General features: G+C 66.0%; 27 protein-coding genes and 4 tRNA genes. 16 read left to right on the top strand and 15 right to left on the bottom strand.

Going from position 1 to position 26,784, the window contains the following annotated elements; genetic code table 11:
• Positions 1 to 124 precede the first annotated feature (124 nt).
• The 3 genes from HWX22_RS06285 to HWX22_RS06275 all read left to right on the top strand — a co-directional run bounded on the left by HWX22_RS06285 (position 125) and on the right by HWX22_RS06275 (position 3,040).
• Positions 125 to 215 (top strand) — tRNA-Ser (locus HWX22_RS06285).
• Between the two features lie 136 nt (positions 216 to 351).
• Positions 352 to 1,299, top strand: coding sequence for a phosphatase PAP2 family protein (locus HWX22_RS06280; RefSeq protein WP_244135193.1), 948 nt, complete (start codon positions 352 to 354; stop codon positions 1,297 to 1,299).
• 205 nt (positions 1,300 to 1,504) lie between these two features.
• Positions 1,505 to 3,040 (top strand): methyl-accepting chemotaxis protein, encoded by a 1,536-nt coding sequence (locus HWX22_RS06275; RefSeq protein ID WP_175915230.1) that lies wholly within the window; start codon positions 1,505 to 1,507, stop codon positions 3,038 to 3,040.
• Positions 3,041 to 3,073: 33 nt separating this feature from the next.
• Here the strand turns inward: HWX22_RS06275 and HWX22_RS06270 are convergent, their stop codons facing one another.
• Positions 3,074 to 4,234, bottom strand: a complete 1,161-nt coding sequence (locus tag HWX22_RS06270) for an alkane 1-monooxygenase (RefSeq protein ID WP_175915229.1) — start codon at positions 4,232 to 4,234, stop codon at positions 3,074 to 3,076.
• 538 nt (positions 4,235 to 4,772) lie between these two features.
• On the opposite strand from HWX22_RS06270, the gene HWX22_RS06265 reads away from it, so the two are divergent.
• The 5 genes from HWX22_RS06265 to HWX22_RS06245 all read left to right on the top strand — a co-directional run bounded on the left by HWX22_RS06265 (position 4,773) and on the right by HWX22_RS06245 (position 8,061).
• Complete coding sequence (locus HWX22_RS06265) at positions 4,773 to 5,426, top strand: GNAT family N-acetyltransferase (RefSeq protein ID WP_244135197.1); 654 nt, start codon at positions 4,773 to 4,775, stop codon at positions 5,424 to 5,426.
• A 166-nt stretch (positions 5,427 to 5,592) separates the two neighbouring features.
• On the top strand, positions 5,593 to 6,360 hold the full coding sequence (minC, locus tag HWX22_RS06260) for a septum site-determining protein MinC (RefSeq protein WP_175915228.1): 768 nt from the start codon (positions 5,593 to 5,595) through the stop codon (positions 6,358 to 6,360).
• A gap of 59 nt (positions 6,361 to 6,419) precedes the next feature.
• Positions 6,420 to 7,235, top strand: coding sequence for a septum site-determining protein MinD (minD, locus tag HWX22_RS06255; RefSeq protein ID WP_044849298.1), 816 nt, complete (start codon positions 6,420 to 6,422; stop codon positions 7,233 to 7,235).
• Between the two features lie 12 nt (positions 7,236 to 7,247).
• Complete coding sequence (gene minE / locus HWX22_RS06250; RefSeq protein ID WP_006486661.1) at positions 7,248 to 7,502, top strand: cell division topological specificity factor MinE; 255 nt, start codon at positions 7,248 to 7,250, stop codon at positions 7,500 to 7,502.
• Between the two features lie 157 nt (positions 7,503 to 7,659).
• Positions 7,660 to 8,061, top strand: coding sequence for a YXWGXW repeat-containing protein (locus tag HWX22_RS06245; protein ID WP_175907488.1), 402 nt, complete (start codon positions 7,660 to 7,662; stop codon positions 8,059 to 8,061).
• A 116-nt stretch (positions 8,062 to 8,177) separates the two neighbouring features.
• Here HWX22_RS06245 and HWX22_RS06240 read toward each other — a convergent pair whose 3' ends face one another.
• A complete protein-coding gene (locus HWX22_RS06240; RefSeq protein WP_175915227.1) occupies positions 8,178 to 9,719 on the bottom strand; it encodes a chloride channel protein in 1,542 nt (513 codons plus the stop codon).
• A 174-nt stretch (positions 9,720 to 9,893) separates the two neighbouring features.
• On the opposite strand from HWX22_RS06240, the gene waaC reads away from it, so the two are divergent.
• Complete coding sequence (gene waaC, locus HWX22_RS06235; protein WP_175915226.1) at positions 9,894 to 10,892, top strand: lipopolysaccharide heptosyltransferase I; 999 nt, start codon at positions 9,894 to 9,896, stop codon at positions 10,890 to 10,892.
• A 58-nt stretch (positions 10,893 to 10,950) separates the two neighbouring features.
• On the opposite strand, the gene HWX22_RS06230 is transcribed toward waaC, so the two are convergent.
• From HWX22_RS06230 to rph, 9 genes are all read right to left on the bottom strand, one after another.
• Positions 10,951 to 11,130: a hypothetical protein gene (locus HWX22_RS06230; protein WP_059820219.1), complete on the bottom strand. Its 180-nt coding sequence runs from the start codon at positions 11,128 to 11,130 to the stop codon at positions 10,951 to 10,953.
• Positions 11,131 to 11,227: 97 nt separating this feature from the next.
• The gene (locus tag HWX22_RS06225) at positions 11,228 to 12,538 is read right to left on the bottom strand and encodes an MFS transporter (protein ID WP_059680776.1); all 1,311 of its coding nucleotides are present in this window, start codon (positions 12,536 to 12,538) and stop codon (positions 11,228 to 11,230) included.
• Between the two features lie 301 nt (positions 12,539 to 12,839).
• On the bottom strand, positions 12,840 to 13,331 hold the full coding sequence (locus HWX22_RS06220) for a TonB family protein (RefSeq protein WP_059820221.1): 492 nt from the start codon (positions 13,329 to 13,331) through the stop codon (positions 12,840 to 12,842).
• A gap of 226 nt (positions 13,332 to 13,557) precedes the next feature.
• Positions 13,558 to 13,851 (bottom strand): hypothetical protein, encoded by a 294-nt coding sequence (locus HWX22_RS06215; RefSeq protein WP_175907476.1) that lies wholly within the window; start codon positions 13,849 to 13,851, stop codon positions 13,558 to 13,560.
• 157 nt (positions 13,852 to 14,008) lie between these two features.
• Positions 14,009 to 14,410, bottom strand: a complete 402-nt coding sequence (locus HWX22_RS06210) for a hypothetical protein (RefSeq protein ID WP_175907475.1) — start codon at positions 14,408 to 14,410, stop codon at positions 14,009 to 14,011.
• A gap of 151 nt (positions 14,411 to 14,561) precedes the next feature.
• Positions 14,562 to 14,649, bottom strand: a tRNA-Ser gene (locus tag HWX22_RS06205).
• A gap of 42 nt (positions 14,650 to 14,691) precedes the next feature.
• Positions 14,692 to 15,906 carry a radical SAM family heme chaperone HemW gene (gene hemW, locus HWX22_RS06200; protein ID WP_059816318.1) on the bottom strand — a complete coding sequence of 405 codons (1,215 nt, stop codon included), beginning with the start codon at positions 15,904 to 15,906 and terminating at the stop codon, positions 14,692 to 14,694.
• A 34-nt stretch (positions 15,907 to 15,940) separates the two neighbouring features.
• Positions 15,941 to 16,570 (bottom strand): RdgB/HAM1 family non-canonical purine NTP pyrophosphatase, encoded by a 630-nt coding sequence (gene rdgB, locus HWX22_RS06195; protein ID WP_175915225.1) that lies wholly within the window; start codon positions 16,568 to 16,570, stop codon positions 15,941 to 15,943.
• Positions 16,563 to 17,303, bottom strand: coding sequence for a ribonuclease PH (gene rph, locus HWX22_RS06190; RefSeq protein ID WP_175915224.1), 741 nt, complete (start codon positions 17,301 to 17,303; stop codon positions 16,563 to 16,565). Before rph ends, rdgB begins: the two co-directional genes overlap by 8 nt.
• A 175-nt stretch (positions 17,304 to 17,478) precedes the next feature.
• Here rph and HWX22_RS06185 point away from each other — a divergent pair, with 175 nt between their 5' ends.
• The 4 genes from HWX22_RS06185 to HWX22_RS06170 all read left to right on the top strand — a co-directional run bounded on the left by HWX22_RS06185 (position 17,479) and on the right by HWX22_RS06170 (position 21,784).
• Positions 17,479 to 18,402 carry a YicC/YloC family endoribonuclease gene (locus HWX22_RS06185; RefSeq protein WP_059467048.1) on the top strand — a complete coding sequence of 308 codons (924 nt, stop codon included), beginning with the start codon at positions 17,479 to 17,481 and terminating at the stop codon, positions 18,400 to 18,402.
• Positions 18,403 to 18,408: 6 nt separating this feature from the next.
• Positions 18,409 to 19,092: a guanylate kinase gene (gene gmk / locus HWX22_RS06180; RefSeq protein ID WP_059530126.1), complete on the top strand. Its 684-nt coding sequence runs from the start codon at positions 18,409 to 18,411 to the stop codon at positions 19,090 to 19,092.
• Positions 19,093 to 19,150: 58 nt separating this feature from the next.
• Positions 19,151 to 19,354, top strand: coding sequence for a DNA-directed RNA polymerase subunit omega (gene rpoZ / locus HWX22_RS06175; RefSeq protein WP_006025620.1), 204 nt, complete (start codon positions 19,151 to 19,153; stop codon positions 19,352 to 19,354).
• 63 nt (positions 19,355 to 19,417) lie between these two features.
• Entirely contained in the window at positions 19,418 to 21,784 is a 2,367-nt protein-coding gene (locus HWX22_RS06170; RefSeq protein WP_059530123.1) for a bifunctional (p)ppGpp synthetase/guanosine-3',5'-bis(diphosphate) 3'-pyrophosphohydrolase, read from the top strand.
• Between the two features lie 180 nt (positions 21,785 to 21,964).
• Here the strand turns inward: HWX22_RS06170 and HWX22_RS06165 are convergent.
• Positions 21,965 to 22,041, bottom strand: a tRNA-Arg gene (locus HWX22_RS06165).
• Positions 22,042 to 22,102: 61 nt separating this feature from the next.
• A tRNA-Arg gene (locus tag HWX22_RS06160) sits at positions 22,103 to 22,179 on the bottom strand.
• A gap of 130 nt (positions 22,180 to 22,309) precedes the next feature.
• Here HWX22_RS06160 and greB point away from each other — a divergent pair.
• Complete coding sequence (gene greB / locus HWX22_RS06155) at positions 22,310 to 22,873, top strand: transcription elongation factor GreB (RefSeq protein ID WP_059530120.1); 564 nt, start codon at positions 22,310 to 22,312, stop codon at positions 22,871 to 22,873.
• A 107-nt stretch (positions 22,874 to 22,980) separates the two neighbouring features.
• Here greB and HWX22_RS06150 read toward each other — a convergent pair whose 3' ends face one another.
• Together HWX22_RS06150 and HWX22_RS06145 are read right to left on the bottom strand one after the other, a co-directional pair.
• Complete coding sequence (locus HWX22_RS06150; protein ID WP_175915223.1) at positions 22,981 to 24,123, bottom strand: porin; 1,143 nt, start codon at positions 24,121 to 24,123, stop codon at positions 22,981 to 22,983.
• 517 nt (positions 24,124 to 24,640) lie between these two features.
• Positions 24,641 to 24,895 (bottom strand): hypothetical protein, encoded by a 255-nt coding sequence (locus HWX22_RS06145; protein ID WP_175907469.1) that lies wholly within the window; start codon positions 24,893 to 24,895, stop codon positions 24,641 to 24,643.
• Between the two features lie 393 nt (positions 24,896 to 25,288).
• On the opposite strand from HWX22_RS06145, the gene HWX22_RS06140 reads away from it, so the two are divergent.
• Positions 25,289 to 25,492, top strand: a complete 204-nt coding sequence (locus tag HWX22_RS06140; protein ID WP_027783827.1) for a cold-shock protein — start codon at positions 25,289 to 25,291, stop codon at positions 25,490 to 25,492.
• A gap of 160 nt (positions 25,493 to 25,652) precedes the next feature.
• On the top strand, positions 25,653 to 26,780 hold the full coding sequence (locus tag HWX22_RS06135; RefSeq protein WP_175915222.1) for an exonuclease domain-containing protein: 1,128 nt from the start codon (positions 25,653 to 25,655) through the stop codon (positions 26,778 to 26,780).
• Positions 26,781 to 26,784 lie beyond the last annotated feature (4 nt).

Below are 26,784 nucleotides of genomic sequence, written 5' to 3'. Positions count from 1 at the left end.
TCCGCGATCGGTCTTTGAAGGCCCCGCAAAAAATTTGCAAAAAGGGCTTGTGAGATTCAAAGAGATCGTTCTATAATCTTTCCTTTCCCGGACACGACCAACCGGGAAATGAAGCAGCAAGGAAGGAGAGGTGGCAGAGTGGTCGAATGTACCTGACTCGAAATCAGGCGTACGGTTTCCCCGTACCGTGGGTTCGAATCCCACCCTCTCCGCCAAAATACGAAACCCCGTGATCCGGAAGGATCACGGGGTTTTTCGTTTGGGTCGCGCGTGAGTGAACGCTGCGTCGATGGCGGTGTACGATAGCGCGCAGGCGTTGGGGGCCGTCACACGAACCACAAAAAAGCCACGATGAGAGCGAGCACGCGAATCTGGGGGATGCTGACCGGGGCGGTATTGCTGACGGCGCTTGCCGCCGGCATGTGTGTCATGCATGCGGATTCGGTCGTGAATCCTGGCAGCGTCGTCGAGTTCGCGCAGCACGTCGCGCTCGGGTTTGCAGCAAGCGCGTTCCTTGCCGTGCTGTCTCGTGTGCGCCGCTATCGCGACATCACGCGAACGCTGCGCTGTCGCGAATTCGCATTCGCGCTACTGAGCGTGGCGCTGCTCGCAACGCTCGGCGCGGCCGTCGCCGTGCTCGATTATCTTTGCGTGGCGATCGCCCCGCCGTCGATCGAAAGCCATCTCGTTCGCTTCGATGCGATGCTCGGTTTCCATTGGCCGGACCTGTACCGATGGGTGACGGCGCAAGCCAGCCTGCACCGTGTGCTCGACCTCGCGTATCGCAGCGGCATGCCGCAACTGCTTGCGGTGCCGTTCATCCTCGCGGCGGTCCGTCGCGTCGACGATCTCGCCGAGTTCGTCGCGCAGTTCATGTTCGCGGTGATCGTGGTCGTGCTCGTCTCCACGCCGTTCCCCGCCGCCAGCGCATTCGTCCATTTCGGCATCACCGACCCGGGCACCGCATCGACGGTGACGCACTACGGCCTGTTGCGCAGCGGGCAACTCCGTCAACTGAATCTGGCCGACGCGCAGGGGCTCGTGTCGTTGCCATCGTTTCACGTGATGCTGGCGCTGCTGTTCGCGTATGCGGTGCGGCATGTCCGCTACGTGTTTCCGGCTGCGATCGTGCTGAATGCGGTGATGATCGCGTCGACGCCGACGCAGGGCGGCCACTATCTCGCCGACGTGATCGCCGGGATCGTGTGCGGCGCGCTGTCGATCGCCGCGGTGCGTCGCTGGATGGGCGGTCGACGCGCGATCGAGGCGGCCGGACCGCACGCGGCAAGCCCGACCTGATCGCGCGACGCCAGAGTCGCAATTTCCCCGTGCTTGCCGGCGGGCCAGGTTCCTCACCGTCGCCGAACCGCCGTCCTCCTCGCGGCCGCTCCGGCGGATTCCCGCTGCCGATGCCCTGCTTCAGCCTTGGTTTCGCACGCCGTTAACAATGGGCGACGGCACGCGCCTTTTGCGTCGTCGCCGTTTCCCGTCGATTCAAGGTCCCATGAAGCTGAGCTACAAGATTCCCCTCGCATTCGCCGTTGCGCTGCTGCTGATGTTCTGCGGCGCGCTGTACGGCATCCGCATCCTCAATCGCTCGATCGATACGTTCGCGAATGACGTGCAGACCCGGGTCGCCGACGAGCGGCTCGTGTCGGCGACGCTCGTGCAGTTCAAGCTGCAGGTCCAGGAATGGAAGGACACGCTGCTGCGCGGCAAGCAGCCCGACAAGCTCGACAAGTACTGGCAGGCATTCCAGACGCGTGAGCGCACGGTCGATACGCTCGCCGCGCAGCTCGTGAACCAGTTGCCGCCCGGCGAGAGCCGTACGCTCGTCGAGCAGTTCATGCGCGCGCATGCCGCGATGGGTGACGGCTATCGGCGCGGGTTCGACGCATTCAAGGCCGCTGGCTTCGAGCCGACGGCCGGGGATGAGGCCGTCGCGGGCGTCGACCGGGCACCCGCCGCGCTGCTCGAGCGCGCGGCGAAGGCGATTGCCGACGAGAGCGCCGCCGTGTCGGCGCAAGCGAGCCGCGATGCGAGCCACGCCACCGCGGCGAGCGTCGTGCTGATGCTGATCGTGCTCGGCATCGCGATGATCGGTGCGTTCCTGTTCAGCCGCGCGATCTTGCGGCCGCTCGATCGCGCCGTGGCCTGTGCGCAGGCAGTAGCGGGCGGCGACCTGACGCGCGATGTCGACGCGGCCGGTCGTGACGAGATCGCCGATCTGCTGCGGGCATTGCGCTCGATGCAGGCCAGCCTGTCGGGCGTCGTGCTCGAGGTACGTACGCATGCCGAAGCCGTCGCGACTGCGAGCGCGCAGATCGCGGCGGGCAATCATGACCTATCGTCGCGCACCGAGGCGCAGGCTGCGTCGCTCGAGGAAACTGCCGCCAGCATCACCGAACTGACGGGTATCGTGCGTCAGTCGGCCGAGCACGCGCAGCACGCGGCGCAGCTGGCGCGCGACGCGTCGGACATCGCGTCCGCGGGCGGCGGCGTGATGACCGACGCCGTCGACACGATGGGCGGGATCGCCGCCAGCGCGGCGAAGGTCGGCGAGATCATCGCGGTCATCGACGGCATCGCGTTCCAGACCAACATCCTCGCGCTGAACGCGGCCGTCGAGGCGGCGCGCGCGGGGGAGCAGGGGCGTGGCTTCGCGGTCGTCGCGTCGGAGGTGCGCACGCTCGCGCAGCGCAGCGCGGCGGCCGCGAAGGAGATCAAGGCGCTGATCGAGCAATCGACGCGGCGGGTCGACGAGGGCGCCGTGCTGATCGCGCGCGCGGGCGAATCGATCCACGAGATCGTCGGCGCGGTGCAGCGGGTCACGTCGATCGTCGGCGAGATTTCGTCCGCATCGCAGGAGCAGAGCGGCGGGATCCAGCAGGTGAACGTCGCGGTCACGCAGATGGACGAGGCGACACAGCGCAACGCGGCGCTGGTCGAACAGGCGTCGGCCGCGACGCAGGCGCTGGCCGAGCAGGCGAGCGCGCTGCGGCACGCGGTCGCCGTGTTCAGGCTGCCGCAGGCCGCGTGACGATATCGCAGACCGCGACTACACCGTCGTGCATCACGCCGCGGCCGAATGCTGCGCGAGCACGCGCGCGCGGATCGACGGCTTGATGTTCGACTGCGCCATGTCGCCGCGGTAATGCGCGACGACACGCGGGTTCATCACGCGATACCAGAGCGGCGGCACATACGCGAACAGGATCATCGTCGCGTAGCCGGCCGGCAGTTGCGGCGAGTCGTCGAAGTGGCGCAGCGCCTGGTACGAGCGCGTCGGGTTCGCGTGATGGTCGGCGTGCCGCTGCAACTGATACAGGAACAGGTTGGTGACGACGTGATTGCTGTTCCACGAATGCTGCGGCGTGCAGCGTTCGTAGCGGCCGCTCGGCAGCTTGCGGCGGCCGAGCCCGTAGTGTTCGACGTAGTTGACGACTTCGAGCAGCGACGCACCGTACACGGCCTGGATCACGAGGAACGGAATCACGATCTTGCCGGCCATCGCGATCGCGACGCCCCACACGACGACGGTCATTGCCCACGCGTGCAGCACCTCGTTGCGCCAGGTCCACGGCGAATGCCCGAGGCGCTCGAGGCGCGCCGTCTCGAGTCGCCAGGCCGAGCGGATGCTGCCGGTCACGGTGCGCGGCAGGAACGCCCAGAACGATTCGCCGTAGCGCGCGCTCGCCGGATCCTCGGCCGTCGCGACGCGCACGTGATGGCCGCGATTGTGCTCGACGAAGAAATGCCCGTACGCGACCGGCGCGAGCGTGACTTTCGCGAGCCAGCGCTCGAAGCGGTTGGTCTTGTGCCCGAGTTCGTGCGCGGTGTTGATCGAGATGCCCGTCGCGGCGCCGAGCGACAGCGCGAAGCCGACGTAGTCGTACCATGCGAGCGCATGCGTGCCGACGATCCACACGCACATGAAGAACGCGATGTATTCGACCAGCGTCGCGAGATAGACGATGTAGCGGTAGTAGCGCTCGCGTTCGAGGTGCGGGACGGCGGCTTCGGGCGGATTGTCGCGATCGTCGCCGATCAGCGTATCGAGGACCGGGATCACGCCGAACGCGAACAGCGGGCCGAACCACCAGAACACGTGAAGGCCCGTCGACAGTGCGAGCTGGGCCGAGAGGATCGGCAGCGTGATCGTCACCGCGCCGAGCAGCCATAGATAACGTTTGCCATCCGACCAGCCCGAGGCCGATGCGTCGGTCATTGCCATTGTCTCCCTCCTTGTTTTGGCCGGCTCCCGCGTGTGCGGGCGCGGCGGCCGCGTGACGCGTTCGTCGTCGTTGGAATCGTCGTGGGTCCGCGGCGCGACGCGCGGCACGGATCGTTGGTCCGGTTGTGCCAGTTATACGACCGTCGCGCACGCTTTCCAAACCCTCGCGTTAGGCGTGCAACTCCAAACGGCGAACCGTGCATGACACCGGTTGGGAAGGGCCGGCATGGGGTGATTGAAACGGGCTGGCGCGGGCCGATTCGCTTGCACGGCCTGCGTTCTTGTCAGATGAATGCTCGGCGCGACGCACGCGTGCATTCGGCGGCGAAGTTCGCAACGAATGTTGCGACGCAGCAGACGTGGCGCGACGCCGCCCGGCAGCGCGGTTCGTTTGGATACATATGTAACGAACCATTACAGTCTCGACGACGAAATGCAGGACCCTCGCCGCATGAGTGCCATGCATGACAAGGCGAGCGAGGCGACGCCCCCGGTCTCGCAGTGCGGGCTGCATGCGTCGCCGCACGTCGACGCATCGATGCTGCACCTGCACACCGACGTGTGCGCGACATCGATTGCCTTTCGATCGGCGCCGCCATTTGAAAATTACGATTTGACTCATGCCCCGCTTTCGGTTGAAGCTAATAGCTTGCTGTCCGAAGGGGGCTGTGCCTGCATGAGTTCGACCTTGACCGTTCGTCGTATCGCTGCCGACCAAGGCCGCGTGTATCGCGAACTCCGCGCCGCATCGCTGCGCGAGCCCTACGCGCCCGGTGAAGCGCCGGAGGCCGAATTGCTGAACGTCGATTCCGACGCGGCGGCGGCCGTCGCCGCGCTGCGTGCCGCGTCCGACGAGTCGACGACTTTCCTGCTGTATACCGAAGGCCATCCGGCCGGCATGATCGGCGCGTATTTCGACAATACGCCCGAGCGGCGAGCGTTCGTCAGCGAGCTGTGGGTCGCGCACGCGGTCCGCCACCTGCGCGGCGGCGTGCTGTTGCTCGAAACGGCCACCGCGTGGCTGGCCGAACGCGGTGCGCAGGACGTCTACGCATGGATCGCCGATGCGAACCGCAACGCGATCCGTTTCTACGAACGCGCGGGTTTCGGCAACACGGGCGAGCATGCGCCGATCGCGCGGATGCCCGGCGCGATGAAGTCGTTGTTCGTGTCGCACGTCAACACGCCCTGACGAATGAATGCGCGGGCCGCACGGTGCGATGAATTCCCGGCCGCCCGTCCGATTGCCCGCCTGCCGGTTGCGCGCTCGCCGCGACCGTCGCCACCCGGCTCCCCAAAAATAATGGCCGCGCGCGTGGACGCCTGTAAAATACGCAAAAATTTTTTGCAGAGTGTCCATGTCGCTTAAAAAATCGCCATTCTTCGAGCTGCGCAGCGGATCGGTCGATACGTTGCTGTTCACCGTGAAGACGACCGATCTCGATGCGTTGCGTACCGAACTGGTCAAGCGCTTCGAAGCGACTCCCGAGTTTTTTGCCGATGATGTCGTCGCGATCGACGTCCGCCGCCTCGCGGACGGCGAACGCGTCGCGCTTGCCGACATCCGCCAGATGCTGAACGATGTGCGGATGCGCCCGGTGGGCGTCGTCGCGCTCGCCACGCAGGGATGGGCGGGGGAAGCCGGCCTGCCGTTGCTCGAGGCGCGCGACCGCCGCGTGTCGACGGCGAAGCCGGCCGAGGAAGCGGAGCCGGCGCCTGTCGTTGCCACGGCCGCTGCCGTGGCGGCCGAACCGGCGCCGGAGCCCGCGCCGACGCCGATTCCGGCAGGCGGCCAGACGCTGGTGATCGATCGGCCGCTGCGTTCGGGGCAGCAGATTTACGCGAAAGGAGACCTCGTGGTGCTTGCGCCGGTCAGTCACGGCGCCGAAATCATCGCGGAAGGCAACATCCACATCTACGCGCCGTTGCGCGGCCGCGCACTCGCGGGCGTGCACGGCAATCACGACGCGCGCATTTTCTGCACGTGTCTGGAGCCGGAACTGATTTCGATCGCGGGTATCTATCGAACGACCGAGAACCCGTTGCCCGCCGACATACTGGGCAAATCGGTGCAGATCCGGCTCGAAGAGGAAAAACTGATGATCGAACCGCTGCGCCTGACGTGATTCACGCGGCACGCTCCGGATCGATCGGCTCTCATTGACGAACACAGGGTATTGGGTAAATGGCAAAAATCATCGTGGTGACTTCGGGCAAGGGCGGCGTGGGCAAGACGACGACCAGCGCGAGCTTCGCGTCCGGCCTCGCGCTGCGCGGCCACAAGACGGCCGTGATCGACTTCGACGTCGGCCTGCGCAACCTCGATCTCATCATGGGCTGCGAGCGTCGCGTGGTGTATGACCTGGTCAACGTGATCCAGGGCGAAGCGAACCTGAACCAGGCGCTGATCAAGGACAAGAAGTGCGAGAACCTGTTCATCCTGCCGGCGTCGCAGACGCGCGACAAGGATGCGCTCACGCGTGACGGCGTCGAGAAGGTGCTGAACGACCTGGTCGCGATGGACTTCGAATACATCGTCTGCGATTCGCCGGCCGGTATCGAGGCGGGCGCGCTGCACGCGATGTACTTCGCGGACGAAGCGCTGATCGTCACGAACCCGGAAGTGTCGTCGGTGCGCGACTCGGACCGCATTCTCGGCATCCTGTCGTCGAAGACGAAGCGCGCAGCCGAAGGCAAGGATCCGATCAAGGAACACCTGCTGATCACGCGCTACAGCCCGAAGCGCGTGAGCGAAGGCGAAATGCTGTCGCTCGAGGACATCAGCGAGATCCTGCGCATCAAGCTGATCGGCGTGGTGCCGGAATCGGAAGCCGTGCTGCACGCATCGAACCAGGGTCTGCCGGCGGTGCATATCGACGGCACCGACGTTGCGGAAGCGTACAAGGACGTCGTCGCTCGCTTCCTCGGCGAGGACAAGCCGCTGCGCTTCACCGATTATCAGAAGCCGGGCCTGCTGCAGCGCCTCTTCGGCAGCAAGTAACGGAGGCCGCCCATGTCCATCCTTTCGTTTCTCCTCGGCGAGAAGAAGAAGTCCGCATCGGTCGCGAAGGAGCGCCTGCAGCTCATCATCGCGCACGAGCGGGTCGGCGGCCGGCCACCGGCCGATTACCTGCCGGCGCTGCAGAAGGAGCTGGTCGCGGTCATCTCGAAGTACGTCCATATTTCGAACGATGACATCCGCGTGAGCCTCGAGCGCCAGGACGATCTCGAAGTCCTCGAAGTGAAGATTGAGATCCCGCAGGCCTGACGCTTGCCTGTCCCCCCGCACGGCGGCGCATGCCGTCGTGCGCGTCTTACGCCCTGTTGCACTTTCGGGCTCGCCGTAACACGGCGCCTGTCGGCCGCTGATCGACCTCCCGCATTGAACGAATACGCTCGCGTCATTTGTTAATCAGGAGGTTGTAATGGCTGTCTCTACCGTTCGACGTCGTATCGTTTCGCTCGCGCTGTTCGCCGCGGGCCTGTCAGCCATCGCCGCGCCGCTTGCCGCACGCGCGGACGAAATTCTCGTCGGTGCGCCGGTGATGGTGCAGTCGGGCCGGATGGTCGTCGCCGAACCGGTGGCGGCGCCCGTCGAGGAAATCGTCGTCGTCGCGCCGAATGCGCCGCCGCCCGTGCGCTACGAGGTCGTGCCCGACGCGCGCGTCGGCTATGTGTGGGAGCGCGGGCACTGGCGCTGGGATCACGGCCGCTACGTCTGGATCGGCGGTCACTGGGAAACCGAGCGCATCGGCATGCACTGGGTGCCGGGCCACTGGGATCAGCGAGGCCCGAACTGGTTCTGGAGCCGCGGCCACTGGGCCTGACGGAGGCATGCGATGAAACGAACCGCCATTGCCATCGCGCTCGTCGCGATCACGCTCGCCGGCTGTATCGTCGTGCCGGCCCGTCCCGTCTACTATCGGCCGGCGCCGGTGGTGATCTACTGAGGGTCACGCGGGCCCGTCCGCGCCGGGCCGCTCGCACCGGATGCGGCCGGATCGGGTTCGTGCGGCGTCACCGGCGTGTGCGCGGCGACGTTGCCGGCCACCGGGGCCCCCGGCTCGCCAGCGTCCTGCTCGCGCAGCGTGTCGAGCGGATCGGCGGGCGCGGCGGCTGCATCCTGCGGCTCGACGACACCGGCCGCAGCCGCCGGTGCCGCGGCGGGGGCGGCGGTGGCCGCGGGCGGTGCGAGATAGCGCTCGGCGAGTGTTTCGTAGAGCGGCGGCGCGAAAAAGCGCGCCATGCGACTCGATACCAGCGCGGTCGCCATTAGCGAAATCACGAGCGCGTGACCGTTGATCATCTCCATCACGATCACGAACGACGTGATCGGCGACTGCGTGACCGCCGCGAGGTAGCCGACCATCGCGAGCGCGATCAGCATCGGCAGGCTCATGTCGCCGAACACGATGTGCAGCAGGTTGCCGAACCCGGCGCCGATCGACAGCGAAGGCGCGAAGATCCCGCCCGGGATGCCCGGCAGGTACGACGCGACCATCGACACCATCTTCAGGAATGGATAAAGCACCGACAGGCGTTCATGGCCGTCGAGCAGGCCGCGCGCCTCGGCATAGCCGCTGCCGAACGTCGTTCCGCCCGACACGAGGCCGACGACCGCGATCACGAAGCCGCACAGCGCCGCGAACGCGATCGGGCGCTCGCGATACAGGCCGAGCAGGCGCGCGGGCAGCCAGCGGCCCGTATTGAGCAGCAGCCAGCTGAAAAGGCCGCCCGCGATGCCCGTCACGATCGCGGTGACGAGTACGGCGACGGCAAGCATCTTCGGAAAATGCTGACCGGCGTCGATCGTGCCGAAGTACGTGTAATTGCCGTTCAAGCCCAATGCGACGACACCGGCGAGGATGATCGCGGTGATCAGCACGCCGCTTGCGCGGGCGGAGAAGCTGCGGGTCAGCTCCTCGATCGCGAACACGATCCCGGCGAGCGGCGTATTGAACGCGGCCGACAGGCCGGCCGCCGCGCCGGCGAGCACGAGCTGCCGTTCGATCTGCGCGTTCGAGCGCGGGTAGAAGCGCCGCAGGTTGAACATCAGCGCCGCGCCGACCTGCACGGTCGGGCCTTCGCGGCCGATCGTGAAGCCGCCGAGGATCCCCAGGAACGAGATCAGGACCTTGCCGAACAGGATGCGCAGCGTCAGCAGCCGCGCACCGAATGCGCTCGGGCTCGCATGCAGTGTCGCGATGACCTGCGGGATCCCGCTGCCTTCGGCACCGCGGAAGAAGCGGCGCGTGAGCCATGCCGACGCCGCGGCGATCGACGGCGTCAGCAGCAGCGGCAGCCATGCGGCGTGGTCGCGCATCGTGCGGAATGTGTCGTAGCCCCAGTCGATCAGTCGCGCGTACAGCACGGCCGCGAGGCCGACGGCGATCGCGCCGAGCCAGAACACGCCATACTGGCGCCAGATCCGAAGCGACCGGCGGGTGAGAGCAGGAAACAGCGCGGGAAGGGGAGGGCGTTGCATCGGCAGCGGGCCGGAAGAGCAAAGAACGCATTATAAAAAGAACCGATGCGGCCGGGGCTCGACAAATATTCACAAGAACGTCGCATTTTGTTGCAAATGTAATGTCGGCGTAATGTCTGCGCACCGCAAGCATCGTTAGCATGGCGCAATGGCCAGCCATTCCTCACAACGAACGTGAAACGCATCCTCATCGTGAAAGTGACGTCGCTCGGCGACGTCGTCCAGACGCTGCCTGTCGTCGCGGACCTCCATCGCGCCTTCCCGGGCGTGACGGTCGATTGGGCCGTGGACGAATCGTGCGCGGAGGTCGTGCGGTGGCATCCGGGCGTGAGCGAGGTGCTCTGCGCGCCGCTGCGGCGGTTCAAGAAGCTGCGCAACGGCGGCGACCTGAAGGCGATCTCCGCGTCGATCGGCGCGCTGCGCGCGCACCGCTACGACGCCGTCATCGACCTGCACGGCGTCTACAAGAGCGCGATCATCTCGGCACTCGCGCGCGCCGCACGCCGTGTCGGCTATCAGACCCAGGATCTCGGCGAGACGGGTGCCCGTTTCGCGTACTCGCATCGCTTCGGCCCGCGGCCGGACTGCGACGCGTGGCATGGAATGCGCGTGAGCGCCGGCGAGGCGCTGGGCTATGTCCCCGAAGGCAGCGCCACGTACGGGATCGTCCCGCCGCAGGATGCGAATCTGCCGCCCGCCGTGACCGACGGCGCACCGTTCATGCTGCTGTTCCACGCGACGTCCAACCCCGACAAGAAATGGCCGGCCGACGACTGGGCCGCGCTGGCCATCCGGATGATGGCGCGCGGCGTGCGCGTGCTGTTGCCGTGGGGATCGGCCGCCGAACACGACGATGCGCAGGACATTGCCGCCCGCGCGTCGGGCGCGATCGTGCTGCCCGCGATGTCGGTGCGCGAACTGGGCGCGGCCATTGGCCGGGCTGCACTCGTGGTGGGGGTCGATACCGGGTTTGTGCACATGGCGCACGCGCTGCAGCGGCCGACCGTGATGATCTTCGTCGCGACCTCGCGCCACCATTGCGGCATCGGCGGCGCACCGAATGCACTGTCGATCGGCGAGCCCGGCGTGCCGCCGTCGGTGGAGCAGGCACTCGATGCGATCGATGCGGTCGGGCCGGCCTACGACGCGCAGCGCGAGCGGCTGACGGCCTAGGGCCTCCACAGGCCCGCTTTCGGCGTGAATGGGCCCCGCGGAAACGGAGCCGGCCGGTTCAGGCGAGGAGCGCTTCGACCGTGACCACCGCGGCGACGGCGGCCAGGTTGGCGAGCAGCGCCTCGAACAGAAGGCCACGCCAGGTTTTCGGCCGGAAGCGTGCCGCGAGCAGCAGGGCGCCACCCAGCGCGAGCGCCAGGATCAGCACGAGGTCGGCGTTGTTGAGGTGGATGTTCATCGCGGCGGCTCCTTCGGGGATCCAGGGGGCGCGACGGCGCCCCCGGATCGAGTATAGGCAGCGCCGCCCGCCGCACAACCCGGGGCGCCCCGGAGGCTCAAACGAGCGATGCGTCGCGCGTTTCGCGCATCAGCAGCACGCCGATCAGGCTGATCGCCGCCGCGACCGACACATAGCCGCCGACCCACGACAGGCCGCCTCGCGCGGCGAGCAGCTGCGCGATGTACGGCGCGATCGACGCGCCGAGGATCCCGCCGAGGTTGTACGCCACGCCCGCGCCCGTATAGCGGACGTTGGTCGGGAACAACTCGGGCAGCAGCGCGCCCATCGGTGCGAACGTCACGCCCATCAGGAACAGCTCGAGCGTCAGGAACAGCGCGACGAGCGGCATCGAGCCGCTGCCGAGCAGCGGCTCCATCGCGAAGCCGGACAGCAGTGCGGCGATCGCGCCGACGGCCAGCACCGGCTTGCGGCCGAAGCGATCCGACGCCCACGCCGACAGCGGCGTCGCGAGCCCCATGAACACGACAGCGAAGCACAGCAGGCCGAGAAAGCTCTGGCGCGGAATATGCAGCGTCGACACGCCGTACGACAGTGAAAACACCGTCGAGATATAGAACAGCGTGTAGCAGACCACCATCGCGAGCGCGCCGAGCAACGTGGGCTGCCAGTGTTGCGAGACGAGCGTCGCGACCGGCACGCGCACGCGTTCGTTGCGGTCGAGTGCGGCCTGGAACGCCGGCGTCTCGGTGATCTTCAGCCGCACGTACAGGCCGAGCGCGACGAGCACCGCACTGACGAGGAACGGGATGCGCCAGCCCCAGCTGCGGAATTGTTCGTCGGACAGCGACAGCGCGAGCGCGAAGAACAGCCCGTTCGACATCAGGAAGCCCACCGACGGGCCCAGTTGCGGGAACATCCCGAACCAGCCGCGCTTGCCTTGCGGCGCGTGCTCGGTCGCGAGCAGCGCCGCACCGCCCCATTCGCCGCCGAGGCCGATGCCCTGGCCGAAGCGCAGCACGCACAGCAGCACCGGCGCGAGCGTGCCGATCGTGTCGTAGCCGGGCACGAAGCCGATCGCGGTGGTGGACACGCCCATGACGAGCAGCGACGCGACGAGCGTCGACTTGCGGCCGATGCGGTCGCCGAAGTGGCCGAACAGGAACGAGCCGATCGGCCGCGCAATGAAGGCGATGCCGAACGTGACGAATGCGGACAGCGCTTGTGCGGTCGCGGAGCCGTGGGGAAAGAACACGGGGCCGATGACGAGTGCTGCGGCGGTCGCATACACGTAGAAGTCGTAGAACTCGATCGCGGTGCCGATGAAGCTCGCGAACACGATGCGCCGGTGGCTGACGGCGCCGGCCGAACCGGTTGCGTGTGCAACGGCCGGGGGAGATGCGGACATGGATGTCTCCGTTTTGTCGTTGGGGCATTCGACTGAGCGTGCGCTCGGGCAAGCAGGTGGACGCCTGCCGGGAGAGCGCAGCCGGGCGGATGATGCGGTAGCGGCGTGGACGCGCGTCGTGGCGCGGACGTCACCCGCCGGTCGACGATGGAGACGGATAGGCCGCCGCCGCCCTGTGCCGGCATGGTCGGCTCGCATGCCGGGTGCGGCGCGCGAACGCGCGCGCGGGCGGGTGGCCGCGCGATTGCGGAAAATTATAGCCAGCGCCGCGACATAGCGGCAATCGCGTGCGGGCGCGGGCTCAGTCGAGCGATTGCGCCTGTGCGGATGCAGTGCTTTGCAACTGGAAATGGCCGTCGTCGTTGAACAGCCAGCCTTCCATCATCTCGAGCCGGCCATTGCCGTCCAGCAGTTTCGACGGTGGTGGCGGCAGCGGTGCCGAGCGGCGCAGCGACGCGAGCGCGAGCCCTTCCGCTTCGCTGTCGCCGTTGCTGCGATAGACGGACGCGTTGACGAGGCGGCCGCTGCCATCGACGGTGTACGCGACGACGACGAGCGAGCGCAGCATCGCCTGCGGCGTCCCGCGCGATACGCCGGACGGATTGTGCTCCGTCACGCACCGCGCGACTTCCACGCGATATTGGTCGCGATTCGCGCTGCGGATGACGGACGGGATCGTCAGCACCGAGTGCACCGACGGCGGCGGCGTGATCGTGCACGCGGCAAGTAACGAGGCGGCGACCAGCGCGGCAATACGCAGCCGGCTGGCGCATGAGAGGGGAAGGGGGGACATGGCGGAGTGCCGGAGGGTGACTATAAAAAAATGATAGGCGTCCCGGCGCGACCTGTTATCGGGAGAAACGCATAGTGGGCGAAGCGCGACGTGGCGATTCACGGAGGATGGCGATCGGTGGGCCGACCGGCATGCGTCGCGATGTGACGTGACATGTGACGGCGCGGGCGCGATATGTGCTCGCGTATCGCGCGCCGTGGCGGTGGGCGTGGCCCGACCGGCCCGCTCAGTAGCCGTGCGTGACGAGCGACAGAACGGACAGGTCCGGATGCGTGCCGTCGATGATGCTCTTGCCGATGTGCACGGCTTCCTGAACCGCTTCGTCGACGCTCGCGAAGCTTTCCTCGCCGTCGGCGTGGAAGGGCACCGCATGATCGGGCAACGCTGGATTCACGCCGGGATGGCAGACATAGCCGGTGTAGGTGTAACGCGTGTCGCTGCCGGGAGCGAGGCCCGGCACCACATGGATCTCGAAGCCTTCGTAATCGACGTGATCCGTCGCTGTCGACAGTTCGGTCATGGCGGTCTCCGTGGGCCGCACGCACGGATGGCGCGGGCGGCATCGAGTCGCGGCGGCGGTCGTGTCGCCGTGCTGATCGAATTCTAGGCGATGGCGGCCCGGCTCGTGAGGCTCGCGCGCGTCGTCGACTGCCACGGCGGGCGTGCCGTGTCGCGCGTTACCGCGTGCAGCGCGCGTCCTTGCGCTGCACCACGAGGATCACGGGATACTTCTCGCCGTGCTCGAGTTCCACAGGCGCGACGACCGTCAGCGTCGCCGGGTCGGAATCGTCGTACACGCTGACCTGTTCATTGCGGATATAGGTCACGCCGGTGCAGTTCGATGCGCGCCCATCGTCCGACACCTTGCACTGGATCTCGTTTTCCTTCAGGTAGTTGTACGGCGTCGGGCTCGCGAGATATTCGCGCAGGCTGCGCGGCGAGCCGCCGACGCCCTTCACGTACGCGATCGCGCACGATGGTGTTTGCGCGTCCGTGCCGGAGGCGGAATCGGCGGCCACGGCGTGCGTGCCGACGGCAGCCAGCAGGGCGACGAGCGACGAGGCGATGAAGGGCTTCATGACGTGGTTTCCCGTTTCGCGAATCGGAGCGCCGGATTGTAACGGCATCGGGCGAGATGCGTCGGCACGCCGGGCGGACACCGTGCGCGGCGCGCGGCGGACAAACAAAAACCCCGTCATTCGATGAATGGACGGGGTTTGGCGAACTTCCTGGCGGAAGCGGTGAGATTCGAACTCACGGACAGTTTCCCGTCGCCGGTTTTCAAGACCGGTGCCTTAAACCGCTCGGCCACGCTTCCACACGAGGCGGCATTGTAACCGAAATGCCGCCTCGTTCAGCCTCAATCGTCGCGCAGGAACAATTCCTGCAAGTCGTTGAGGAAACGTTGGCCAAGCGGCGTCGGCGCGATCTGCGCAAAATCGCGCGTGATCAGTCCGCGCTGCTCCGCTTCCTTGAGGGCCGGCTCGATCGTGCCGATCGGCATACCCGTGCGCTCGACGAAGCTGTGCACGGGGAAGCCCTCGACGAGCCGCAGCGTGTTCAGCATGAACTCGAACGGCAGGTCGCGCGCACCGACTTCACGTTCCTCCTGAACCGGCGTGCCGGCCATCGCCTGTTCGATGAAGGTGGCCGGATGTTTGTAGCGTGCCTGCCGCAGGATCCGGTTCGGGAACGACAGTTTCGTGTGCGCGCCCGCGCCGATCCCGAGATAGTCGCCGAAGCGCCAGTAGTTCAGGTTGTGCTTGCACTGATGATTCGGCTTCGCGTAAGCGGACACTTCGTAGCGGTCGTAACCGGCCTCGGCCGTGCGCGCGTGGATCCATTCCTGCATGTCGGCCGACGCGTCGTCGTCGGGCACCGCGGGCGGAAACTTCGCGAACAGCGTGTTCGGTTCGAGCGTCAGGTGATACAGCGACAGATGCGGCGGCGCGAACGACAGCGCGGTCTCGATGTCGGCCCGGCATTCGTCGAGCGTCTGGTTCGGCAGCGCGAACATCAGATCGAGGTTGAAGTTGTCGAACGTCTTCGCGGCGATCTCGACGGCCGCTCGCGCCTGCGCGGTGTCGTGAATGCGGCCGAGCGCCTTCAGATGGCCTTCGTTGAAGCTCTGGATGCCGACCGACAGGCGGTTCACGCCGCTCGCGCGGAACTGTGCGAACTTCGCGGCCTCGAACGTGCCCGGATTTGCCTCGAGCGTGATCTCGGCGTCGGCATCGAGCGGCAGCAGCGCGCGCACGTCGGACAGCAGCCGGTCGAGACCGGCCGCGGACAGCAGGCTAGGCGTGCCGCCGCCGATGAACACCGTATGCACCTGCCGGCCCCAGACGAGCGGCAGCGCCTGTTCGAGATCGGCGCGCAGCGCGTCGAGGTACTCGGTTTCCGGAAACCGCTCGCCCTTCCACTCGTGCGAATTGAAATCGCAGTACGGGCACTTGCGCACGCACCACGGAAAATGCACGTACAGCGCGAGCGGCGGCAGCGACGTGAGCCGTACCTGCCCGGGCGACGTGAAGGCCGCGACGACGCGCGCGCCGGTCTCCGCCGCCTGGCTCATGTGGCCTCCGGTTGCGAATGCGTGACGAGGACGATCATGCCGGTTCCTCCGCGAGCCGCGCGAGCAGTGCCTTCAGCGCGAGCGCGCGATGGCTGTGCGTGTTCTTCACGGCCGGCTCGAGTTCGGCCGCCGTCGCGCCGAGCGACGGCAGGTGGAAATACGGGTCGTAGCCGAATCCGTGCTCGCCGCGCGGCGTGTCGACGATCTCGCCCGCCCAGCGACCTTCGGCGAACAGCGGCTCGGGATCGTCCGCATGGCGCACCAGCGCGAGCACGCAGCAGTAGTATGCGCGCCGGTCGTCGACGCCGCGCAGCTGCTCGACGAGGTACGCATTGTTCGCCGCGTCGCCCTTGTCGCCGCCCGCGCGCTGCGCGTAGCGTGCCGAATAGACGCCCGGCGCGCCGCGCAGCGCGCGCACGCACAGGCCCGAATCGTCGGCGATCGCCGGCAGGCCGGTGAGCCGCGACGCGTGGCGCGCCTTCGTCAGCGCGTTCTCGATGAACGTGCCGAACGGCTCTTCAGCCTCCGGCACGGCCAGGTCGCCCTGCGGCACGATCTCGATGCCGACCGTCGAGAACAGCGCGGTGAACTCGCGCAGCTTGCCGGCGTTGTTCGACGCGAGCACGATGCGCGACAGCGGCGCGAGGGTGCGATCGTCAGGCATGGCCGGCGCCCAGCACGTCCTTCTGCAGCTGCACGAGCTGGCCGATCCCGCTTTGCGCGAGGTCGAGCAGCGCGTTCATCTCGGCGCGCGAGAACGGCACGCCTTCGGCGGTGCCCTGGACTTCGACGAAGCCGCCGGCGCCCGTCATCACGACGTTCATGTCGGTGTCGCAGCGCGAATCTTCCGCGTAGTCGAGATCGAGCACGGGCGCGCCTTCGTACACGCCGACCGAGATCGCGGCGACGTGGTCGGTGATCGGCGAGCGCGCGAGCTTGCCGGCGGCGATCAGCTTCGACACGGCGTCGTGCGCGGCGACGAAGGCGCCGGTGATGCTGGCCGTGCGCGTGCCGCCGTCGGCCTGGATCACGTCGCAGTCGATGTGGATCGTGCGCGGGCCGAGCGCTTCGAGATCGAACACCGCGCGCAGCGCGCGGCCGATCAGGCGCTGAATTTCCTGCGTGCGGCCCGTCTGCTTGCCGCGCGCGGCTTCACGGTCGCTGCGCGTGTGCGTCGCGCGCGGCAGCATCCCGTATTCCGCCGTCAGCCAGCCCTGGCCGCGATCGCGCAGGAATTCGGGCACGCGTTCGGCGACGCTCGCGGTGCAGATCACCTTGGTATCGCCGAATTCGACGAGTACCGAGCCTTCGGCGTGTTTCGTGTAATGGCGCGTGAGGGCGACCTTGCGCAGTTCGTCGGCGCGGCGGCCGCTCGGGCGGGACAGGGAAGACGTCATGGGGGAATCGTGGACGGAAGAGAAAACTTCGATTTTAGCGCCGAACGGCAGCCTTGCCCGGCGGGGTGGGGCGCAAAAATGGGATAATGCGCGCTTCCCGCCCCGCGCCTTGCAATGCGCCGGGCGCCTCGACATATTCCCGCCCGAGAAGGGCACCCAGACGGCGAGACGAACCATGATCTACAGCATGACGGGCTATGCGAGCGCGACGCGCGAACTCGCGACGGCTACCGGCAACGGCGGCACCAGCGTGTCGGTCGAACTGCGCACCGTGAACTCGCGCTTCCTCGACCTGAATTTCCGCATGCCGGACGACGTGCGCGCGTGCGAGCCCGCGCTGCGCGAAATGCTGATGAACAAGCTGTCGCGCGGCAAGGTCGACGTGCGCATCAACCTGCAGCGCGGCGAGCAGAGCATCGGCGCCGGCGCGCTGAACCAGACGGCCCTCGGCCAGCTTGCCGAGCTCGAGCGTTCGGTGCTCGATTCGTTCCCGGGCGTCGGCCGCCTGCGCGCGGGCGAGATCCTGCGCTGGCCGGGCGTGCTCGCCGAGAGCGGCGTGTCGGCGGAAGCGATCCGCGACGCGGTGCTCGCGTGCGGCAAGGAAGCGATCGGCGAGCTCGTCGTCGTGCGTTCGCGCGAAGGCGCGCAGCTGGCGACGATGCTGCTGTCGAACGTCACCGAAATGGAAGCGATCGTCGCGCGCATCACGCCGCTCGTGCCGGAGCTGATCGCGAAGCATCAGCAGAAGATCGTCGAGCGGCTGCAGGAAGCGCTCGGCCTCGCGGCGCCCGAAGGCAGCGCGCCGATCGTCACGCGCGAGGAAGCCGCGGAACGCATTCGTCAGGAAGTGACGATGTACGGCATCCGGATCGACATCGCGGAAGAACTGTCGCGACTCACCGCGCACCTGAACGAAACGCGTCACGTGATCGAGAAGGGCGGCCGCGTCGGCAAGCGTCTCGACTTCATGATGCAGGAACTGAATCGAGAAGCAAACACGCTCGGCTCGAAGGCGGCGGCAAAGGAACTGGCCGACGCATCGATGGCGCTCAAGCTGTTGATCGAGCAGATGCGTGAGCAAGTGCAAAACCTGGAGTAACGCAACATGACCCACCCCACTCACGACGGCCACGCATCGCATGCGCTGCACGGCGGCGTCTATCCCGGCAACCTGTTCATGGTCATCGCGCCGTCGGGCGCCGGCAAGTCGACGCTCGTGAACGCGCTGCTGTCGAAGGACAGCGACATCTGCCTGTCGATTTCGTACACGACGCGCAAGCCGCGCCCGGGCGAGCAGGACGGCCAGCACTACCACTTCACGACCGTCGAGGATTTCCGCACGCGCCACGCCGCGCACGAATTCCTCGAAAGCGCGGAAGTGCACGGCAACTATTACGGTACGTCGCGCGTCTGGATCGAAGAGCAGATGATGAACGGCCACGACGTGCTGCTCGAGATCGACTGGCAGGGCGCGCAGCAGGTGAAGAAGCAGTTCCGCAACGCGGTCGGCATCTTCATTCTGCCGCCGTCGCTCGACGCGCTCGAGGAACGTCTGAAGAAGCGCGGCCAGGACGAACCGAACGTAATCACGCGACGCCTGCTCGCGGCGGGCAGCGAGATGGCGCACGCGTCCGAAGCGGAATACGTCGTGATCAACGAGAATTTCGATCGTGCACTGGCCGAGCTCGAATGCATCGTCGCGGCGACGCGCCTGCGCTTTGCTTCGCAGTACGCGCGACATGCCGAGCTGTTCATCGAGCTCGGCATCCATTTGCCCCACGCGGAATGACGCGGGGGTAGAGGGACATAAGGTAGAATAGGGACTATATTCAGAAGGAATTACCAACATGGCTCGCATTACCGTCGAAGACTGCCTGAAGCAAATCCCCAACCGCTTCGAACTGGCGCTCGCCGCCACTTACCGCGCGCGGCAGCTCGCGCAAGGCCATACGCCGAAGATCGAGAGCCGCGACAAGCCGACCGTCGTCGCGCTGCGCGAGATCGCCGCCGGCCAGGTCGGCGTCGAGATGCTGAAGAAGGTGCCGGTGTAACGCGCATCCGGCCCGTTCCAGCCATGTAGTCCACGCGCGCAACGACTCGACCTGGAGGCGAATATGAGCACCACCCCATCGTCCGCCTCCGCGGATTCGACCACCGAAGCCACGGCCCAGTCGCCTGCGCGCCAGTACATCGACGCGGTCCTCGAACAGTCCTTCCGGCATCTGTTCGGGCCGACCGCCACTCCGGAGCAGCCGCGCAAGCACGGCGTCGTTTCGATCGCGAAACTGACGACCGCGCTTGCCGAGTATCTCCCTCCGGAAGAAATCAAAGAGGTCAAGGCGGCGTTCCACTTCAGCGACGAAGCCCACCTCGGTCAATATCGCCAGAGCGGCGAACCCTATATCACCCATCCCGTCGCCGTCGCGGAAATCTGCGCCGGCTGGAAGCTCGACGCGCAAGCCGTGATGGCCGCGCTCCTGCACGACGTGATGGAAGACCAGGGCGTGACGAAGAGCGAGCTGGCCGAACGGTTCGGCCCGAAGGTCGCCGAGCTGGTCGACGGCCTGTCGAAGCTCGACAAGATGGAGTTCCGCAGCCGCGAGGAAGCGCAAGCGGAAAACTTCCGCAAGATGCTGCTCGCGATGGCGCGCGACGTGCGGGTCATCCTCGTCAAGCTTGCCGACCGTCTGCACAACATGCGCACGCTCGGCGCGGTGCCGATGGAAAAGCGCCGCCGCGTCGCACGCGAGACGCTCGACATCTACGCGCCGATCGCGCACCGCCTCGGGTTGAACAACACGTATCGCGAGCTGCAGGACATGAGCTTCGCGAACTTCAACCCGCATCGCTACGCGACGCTCGAGAAGGCCGTGAAGGCCGCGCGCGGCAATCGCCGCGAAGTGATCAGCAAGATCCTCGAGGCCGCACAGCGCGCGATGGGCGACGCGAAGCTCGACGCCGAGATCACCGGCCGCGAAAAGACGATCTACAGCATCTATCGCAAGATGCGCGACAAGCAGCTGTCGTTCTCGCAGGTGCTCGACGTATACGGCTTTCGCGTCGTCGTCGAGAATCCGCTCGACTGCTACACGTGCATCGGTGCGTTGCACGCGCTGTACAAGCCCGTGCCCGGCAAGTTCAAGGACTACATCGCGATCCCGAAGATCAACGGCTATCAGTCGCTGCACACGACGCTCGTCGGCCCGTTCGGCGCGCCGATCGAGTTCCAGGTGCGCACGCGCAAGATGCACGAGATCGCCGAGGCGGGCGTGGCCGCGCACTGGCTGTACAAGAACGGCGGCGCGGATCTGAACGACGTGCAGAAGCGCGCGCATCAGTGGCTGAAGTCGCTGCTCGACATCCAGAGCGAAGCCGGCGATTCGAGCGAATTCCTCGAGCACGTGAAGATCGACCTGTTCCCGGATGCGGTGTACGTGTTCACGCCGAAGTCGAAGATCATGGCGTTGCCGCGCGGCGCGACGGCGCTCGATTTCGCGTATTCGATTCACAGCGATCTCGGCAACCAGTGCGTGGCCGTGAAGATCAACAACGAGTTGCTGCCGTTGCGTACCGAGCTGAAGAGCGGCGACATCGTCGAGGTGATCACCGCGCCGTATTCGAAGCCGAACCCGGCGTGGCTCGGCTTCGTGCGCACCGGCAAGGCCCGCTCGGCGATTCGTCACTACCTGAAGACGATGCGCCTGAACGAGTCGGTGCAGCTCGGCGAGCGGCTCGTCGACCAGAGTCTGAAGGGTTACGGGCTCGCGCTCGCCGATGTCGCGCCCGAGGTGTGGGAGAAGCTCGTCCAGTGGACGGGCAACAAGAGTCGCCAGGAAATCTTCGCGGACATCGGCCTCGGCCGCCGCGTCGCCGCGGTGATGGCCAAGCGCATCGAGGTGCTGATGAGCGGCCGCGATGCGGACGACGATCTGCCGAAGTCCGAGCGGCATCCCGCACACAATGCGCCGCCGGTCGTGATTACCGGCACGGAAGGGATGTCCGTGCAACTGTCGGCGTGCTGCCGGCCGATTCCGGGCGATGCGATCATGGGCTATATCGGCATCGGCCTCGGGATGGCGATTCATACGACCGATTGCCGGGTCGCGCAGCGCATCCATCGTCGCGATCCGGGCCGCTGGATCGACGTCGAGTGGGCGCCGCAGCCGGGTCGTCTGTTCGACGTCGCGGTGAAGGCGCTCGTGAAGAACACGAAGGGCATCTTCGCGCGCGTCGCGGCGGACATCACGTCGGCCGACGCGAACATCGTGCACATCGCGATGGACGAGGATCTGACGCACGAATCGACGGTGCTGCGGTTCGTGATCCAGGTCAGCGATCGCGTGCATCTCGCGAACGTGATGCGGCGCGTGCGGACCAATCCGGACGTGATGCGGATCATGCGCGAGCGCTCGACCGACGACAGCGTGCATGCGCGTCACGACGGTGGCATGCGCATCGAGCGCGAGCGGCAGGATTACTGACGCCGCGCGTTGGTTTGCGGCGGGATACGACGGCGGCCACGGGCCGCCGTTTTCGTTTGTGCCGCGGGGCGGGCGGTGTCGCGCAGCGGCAACCCGACGCGGGCCGAGCGGGCGATGGCCGAAGAGAAGAGGGGGGCGGAAAAGAAAAAAGGGCCTTCCCGGAGGAAGGCCCTTCTGAGGTGGCGCGGCTGGCAGGATTCGAACCCACGACCCCTTGGTTCGTAGCCAAGTACTCTATCCAACTGAGCTACAGCCGCACGCAAAACGGTACTGCTTCAACTGTCGGAACCTTCTGCGATGGGAAGGCCCCCAAAAAGGTGGCGCGGCTGGCAGGATTCGAACCCACGACCCCTTGGTTCGTAGCCAAGTACTCTATCCAACTGAGCTACAGCCGCACGCAGAAGCGGAAGTATAGCAGGGTTGTATAAAAAGGGAAGCCTTATTCGCAAAAAATGTCACCCGATCTTGGGCGGCCGCGTTCGTGTACCCTTGATGCATCAGTCATCCATGTGTTGAATCTGCATCATGAACAAGGCGTTTGTCAAAGAGTCGGACGGCGACGACGACGATCTCGACCCGAGTCAACCCGCGATTCCGGCGGGCACGAAGAACTACATCACCCCGGCCGGCCACAAGCGGCTCAGGGACGAACTCCTGAACCTGATCGACGTCGAGCGTCCCGAGGTCGTGCGGCTGGTGTCGTGGGCCGCGTCGAACGGCGATCGGTCGGAGAACGGCGACTACATCTACGGCAAGCGGCGGTTGCGCGAGATCGACCGCCGGATCCGCTTCCTGACGAAGCGGCTCGATCTCGCCGAAGTCGTCGACGCGAGCCGGCAGGAGAATGTCGACCAGGTGTTTTTCGGCGCGACCGTCGATTACGCGACGCCGGACGGCGAGGATCACACCGTCACGATCGTGGGGATCGACGAGGTCGATCTCGATCGCGGTTGTGTCAGCTGGATCTCGCCGGTCGCGCGGGCACTCATCAAGGCGAAGATCGGCGACACCGTCACGCTGATGACGCCGGCCGGTCCCCAGCCGATCGACGTGCTCGACGTTCGCTATCCGGCACCGGGCAGCGCGTGAGCAGCGAGTGGTGCATCCGCGCAGTGCCGCCCTGAAACGACGAGCGCCCCGGGGTGGGGCGCTTGTCATGACGCTCCTGGCCGAAGAGGCGGGAGCGATTGCGTTGCTCAGAAGCGGTGGCGCATGCCGGCCGTGACCGCGATCTGCTTGTTCGTCGACGACGCGGTGCCGAGCCCGTTGATGTTCGCGCCGACCGCCAGGCCGTCCGCATTGACCCGCTGGTACTCGCCCTGCAGATACAGGTCGGTGCGCTTCGACAGCGCATAGTCGGCCTGCAGGTTGAACTGGTGCCAGCTCGGCGTCTGGCCGTCGAGGCGGCCGTCGGTGTACGTGTACGAGCCCGCGAGCGAGAACGCCGGTGTCAGCGCGTAGCGGCCGTTCACTTCGTAATTGTTGAAGCGCGTGCCGCCGGTGAGCGGGATGCCGCCCGACACACCGGACTGCCCGGCGCTGATCCTGGCCGAATCGGTCAGGCGCGTCTGCGTGAACACGAAGCCGGCCGTCGCGGGCCCGAACGTGTAGTTGAGGCCCGCGCCCCAGGTGCGCTGACGGCTGGCGGCAAACGCCCAGTCGCCGGCCACCGCGCCGGGGTCGCTGGCTGCGAGCGACAGCGCGTTGATGTTGTTGTTGAGCTGCATGTACGCGGCCGCGACGTTGAAGCCCATGTAGCTGTACGACGCGCCCACGCTGTATGCGCGGTTGTTCGAGAAATCGCTGGAATTCGAGAAGCCGTACAGCGCGCCGAACTTCAGGCCACCGTAATTGGCACTCTGATACTTGACCGAGTTGTTGATCCGGAACGAGTTGTTCAGGTTGTCGTTATCGAACGGGTGCGCGAACTGCGTGCCGCCGTATTGGGTGCCGGTCAGCGACAGCGGGCCGAGGAAATCGACGACGCTGTCGTACTGGCGGCCGAGCGTGAGCGACCCGTAGCTCTCGTGCGCGAGGCCGACGAACGCCTGGCGGCCGAATTCGCGGCCGTTCTGCTTGAGTGAACCGTTGTTGATGCCGAAGCCGTTTTCCAACGTGAAGATGGCTTTCAGTCCGCCACCGAGATCCTCGGTGCCGCGCAGGCCCCAGCGGCTGCCGTTGATCGAGCCGCTCGTCTCCTGCCACGCGCTGTGGCCACCCTGGTTGTTCGTATAAGTGATGCCGGCGTCGATCAGGCCGTACAGCGTGACGCTGCTTTGCGCATGGGCGGCAGTGGCGCACATGCCGGTCAATGCCGCGACGATCAGGGGCTTTTTCATGATCTGTCTCCAAACAGGATGATGTCGATCGAACCTGCTGCGGGCATCGGCGGCGTCGCGGGTCGGCGACACCGTGCGCGTGGAGCGCGGCACCCTCGTCGGAAATCCATTTGCAGTGTACGGATGGGGCCGGGTGCAGAAGAAAATTGCTTCCGGCAATACTGTATTTTGAATCCCGCAAGAATAAGTGTATGCGCCGGGAGCCCCGGCCACCAAGGCTTTGCGGCAGCGCAGCAGGTGGAGAAGGTGCTCAGGACTGCGTAAAGGGTGTCGTGGACGTTGCGCGATCGCGACAGGCACTCACTGGCGGGCGGAAGTAGGACTAGCGCGATTATTGACACATCGGCAATAGAGGTTTGTGTGGGGCATGGATAATGAAAGGATGATCTCTCGCTATACTGCGATCTCTGCTTTCCGAAGCAGACTTTTTCGTTGACGGAAAAGATCTCCAAACCTTTGTCGGCGCGACTTCCCAGTCGCGCTTTTTTTTTGCCCTTCGCCCCGATCCCTATCGCGTTTACGAGCGTCGCTTGCGCTTGCTCGTCGGCGGCGGGTCGTCGGCTTCGGCTTGCGGCGGCGTATACGTCCAGTCTTCCATCACGTAGTGACGGGCGTCCAGCGGTGACGCCAGCAGGTTCTGCCAATGATCGCCGTGCCACGTCGGGTCGAATTCGGTGTCGCAAGGTGTGTCACGGGACTCGGCCAACGCGCGGGACTTGCGGCGCACGCGTGCGAGTCGGCTCGCGAAGCGTTTGATTCCGTCCAGCCACATGACCTTCTCCTTCCATTGCCTTGCACCAGCATCGCAACGTCCCTCGTTCTTCGCAATCCGGAAAAAACCCGAGGATTTTACCGACCCGATTTGTCCCCGGTAGGTTTTTCACCGTTTCGATTATGTGGGATTCGATCCCGGTAATATTGACAGGTTTTTGATGCGGATCAATTAATAAAAGACGATGGTGTACCGATTCCAGTGGTATTGACGTTTTTTTGATAAAGAAAGCGTCAAAAATTCCCTTGACGCGCCTGGATTGTCCAATTTATAAAGTCAGCACTCCGTCCCCGGGCGGAGCGCTGGGGGTGGGTGTCGGCGCGCCGTTGCGGGATTTCGGGAAGCGGCTATAAACAGTAGCTTTTTTGATCTAATCGAGTGGGGAATGAAGGTATGGATACCGGTATCGTAAAATGGTTTAACGATGCTAAAGGTTTCGGCTTTATTACGTCCGACAATGGCGGCGAAGATTTGTTTGCGCACTTTTCCGAAATCCGCATGGACGGCTTCAAAACGCTGAAGGAAAACCAGCGCGTTTCCTTCGAAGTGAAAGTCGGGCCGAAAGGCAAGCAGGCAGCGAATATCCAGGCGGTCTGACGCGCCACGCATTGCCGAACTCGTCCGGCCCCCGCATCGCGGGGGCTTTTTGCTTTTTGGGGCCCGAAAACCCGAGACCGGTGAATCGAATCCGCTTCGGACTGGTCGCGAACGCGCCTGCCGGTGCATACTCACGGAAGCATCGTTTCTCCCGCCTTTTATGTCCGATTTCAGCCCGTCAGATTCCGCCTGCGAACAGCCGCTCGTCTTCGTCGACCTCGAAACCACCGGTGGTTCGTCCGCCGAGCACCGCATCACTGAAATCGGCGTGGTCGAAATCGGCCCGCTGGGCATATCGACATGGACGACGTTGGTCAACCCGGGGCAATCGATTCCGCCGTTCATCCAGCAACTGACGGGCATTTCCGATGAGATGGTGCGCGACGCGCCGTCGTTCGCGTCGCTCGCGCCCGTGCTGTTCGAGCGGCTCGACGGCAAGCTGTTCGTCGCGCACAACGCGAGCTTCGATCGGGGCTTCCTGCGTGCCGAATTCGAGCGCGCCGGCTTCGCGTTCAATCCGGACGTACTGTGCACGGTGCGGCTGTCGCGCGCGCTGTTTCCGCGGGAGGCGCGACACGGACTCGATGCGCTGATCGAACGCCACGGTCTCGTCCCCGCCGCCCGCCACCGGGCGCTAGCGGATGCCGATCTCCTTTGGCAGTTCTGGCGGCAATTGCACGAGATCGTGCCGCTCGAGCGTCTGCGCGACCAGATTGCGCGCACGACGCGCCACTTCCGTCTCGCGGGCGGCATGACCGAAGCGTGGCTCGATACCGCGCCGGCCGGATGCGGTGCGTACGCGCTGTTCGGGGAGGGCGACGAAGCGCTGTACGTCGGCCGCAGCGTGCGCGTGCGGCAGCGCTTGCGTGCGCTGCTGACCGGCGAGCGGCGTTCGTCGAAGGAAATGCGGATTGCGCAGCAGGTGCGGCGTGTCGAATGGCGGGAGACCGGCAACGAACTCGGCGCGATGCTTGCGGAAGCCCAGTGGATTGCTCGCCTGCGTCCGTCATACAACCGGCGTCCCGCGGCCGAAAGTGGCCGTGCCGGCAATGCGCCCTGGCCGTTCGACGGCCCGGTCGCGTTCGAGGCGAGCGGCGAGCGCCGCCTGTTTCACGTGATCGACGGCTGGCGCTACCTCGGTGCGGCCGAATCGCTCGATGCGGCCGCGCGGCTCGTGGCCGACGGCGCGGACGGTGCGTTCGAACCGCATACCCATCGCCTGCTGCAGACGCATCTCGCGCGCGGCCTGCAACTGATTCCGCTAGCGGCGCTCACGCCTGCCGACTGAGCAC

The organism is Burkholderia sp. BCC1638 (genome assembly GCF_902833195.1).
Lineage (GTDB): Bacteria > Pseudomonadota > Gammaproteobacteria > Burkholderiales > Burkholderiaceae > Burkholderia > Burkholderia diffusa.
This window is presented reverse-complemented; position numbering and strand designations above follow the sequence as displayed.

Coding starts and splice junctions, on each gene's coding strand:
- minC (WP_175915228.1), top strand. CDS start 5,593: ATGTCGCTTAAAAAATCGCCATTCTTCGAGCTGCGCAGCGGATCGGTC.
- HWX22_RS06265 (WP_244135197.1), top strand. CDS start 4,773: ATGCTGCACCTGCACACCGACGTGTGCGCGACATCGATTGCCTTTCGA.
- minE (WP_006486661.1), top strand. CDS start 7,248: ATGTCCATCCTTTCGTTTCTCCTCGGCGAGAAGAAGAAGTCCGCATCG.
- HWX22_RS06185 (WP_059467048.1), top strand. CDS start 17,479: ATGATCTACAGCATGACGGGCTATGCGAGCGCGACGCGCGAACTCGCG.
- gmk (WP_059530126.1), top strand. CDS start 18,409: ATGACCCACCCCACTCACGACGGCCACGCATCGCATGCGCTGCACGGC.
- HWX22_RS06135 (WP_175915222.1), top strand. CDS start 25,653: ATGTCCGATTTCAGCCCGTCAGATTCCGCCTGCGAACAGCCGCTCGTC.
- HWX22_RS06275 (WP_175915230.1), top strand. CDS start 1,505: ATGAAGCTGAGCTACAAGATTCCCCTCGCATTCGCCGTTGCGCTGCTG.
- greB (WP_059530120.1), top strand. CDS start 22,310: ATGAACAAGGCGTTTGTCAAAGAGTCGGACGGCGACGACGACGATCTC.
- HWX22_RS06220 (WP_059820221.1), bottom strand. CDS start 13,331: ATGTCCCCCCTTCCCCTCTCATGCGCCAGCCGGCTGCGTATTGCCGCG.
- hemW (WP_059816318.1), bottom strand. CDS start 15,906: ATGAGCCAGGCGGCGGAGACCGGCGCGCGCGTCGTCGCGGCCTTCACG.
- rph (WP_175915224.1), bottom strand. CDS start 17,303: ATGACGTCTTCCCTGTCCCGCCCGAGCGGCCGCCGCGCCGACGAACTG.
- HWX22_RS06170 (WP_059530123.1), top strand. CDS start 19,418: ATGAGCACCACCCCATCGTCCGCCTCCGCGGATTCGACCACCGAAGCC.
- HWX22_RS06140 (WP_027783827.1), top strand. CDS start 25,289: ATGGATACCGGTATCGTAAAATGGTTTAACGATGCTAAAGGTTTCGGC.
- HWX22_RS06240 (WP_175915227.1), bottom strand. CDS start 9,719: ATGCAACGCCCTCCCCTTCCCGCGCTGTTTCCTGCTCTCACCCGCCGG.
- minD (WP_044849298.1), top strand. CDS start 6,420: ATGGCAAAAATCATCGTGGTGACTTCGGGCAAGGGCGGCGTGGGCAAG.
- rdgB (WP_175915225.1), bottom strand. CDS start 16,570: ATGCCTGACGATCGCACCCTCGCGCCGCTGTCGCGCATCGTGCTCGCG.
- HWX22_RS06150 (WP_175915223.1), bottom strand. CDS start 24,123: ATGAAAAAGCCCCTGATCGTCGCGGCATTGACCGGCATGTGCGCCACT.
- HWX22_RS06230 (WP_059820219.1), bottom strand. CDS start 11,130: ATGAACATCCACCTCAACAACGCCGACCTCGTGCTGATCCTGGCGCTC.
- HWX22_RS06245 (WP_175907488.1), top strand. CDS start 7,660: ATGGCTGTCTCTACCGTTCGACGTCGTATCGTTTCGCTCGCGCTGTTC.
- HWX22_RS06280 (WP_244135193.1), top strand. CDS start 352: ATGAGAGCGAGCACGCGAATCTGGGGGATGCTGACCGGGGCGGTATTG.
- HWX22_RS06145 (WP_175907469.1), bottom strand. CDS start 24,895: ATGTGGCTGGACGGAATCAAACGCTTCGCGAGCCGACTCGCACGCGTG.
- HWX22_RS06215 (WP_175907476.1), bottom strand. CDS start 13,851: ATGACCGAACTGTCGACAGCGACGGATCACGTCGATTACGAAGGCTTC.
- HWX22_RS06225 (WP_059680776.1), bottom strand. CDS start 12,538: ATGTCCGCATCTCCCCCGGCCGTTGCACACGCAACCGGTTCGGCCGGC.
- rpoZ (WP_006025620.1), top strand. CDS start 19,151: ATGGCTCGCATTACCGTCGAAGACTGCCTGAAGCAAATCCCCAACCGC.
- HWX22_RS06210 (WP_175907475.1), bottom strand. CDS start 14,410: ATGAAGCCCTTCATCGCCTCGTCGCTCGTCGCCCTGCTGGCTGCCGTC.
- HWX22_RS06270 (WP_175915229.1), bottom strand. CDS start 4,234: ATGGCAATGACCGACGCATCGGCCTCGGGCTGGTCGGATGGCAAACGT.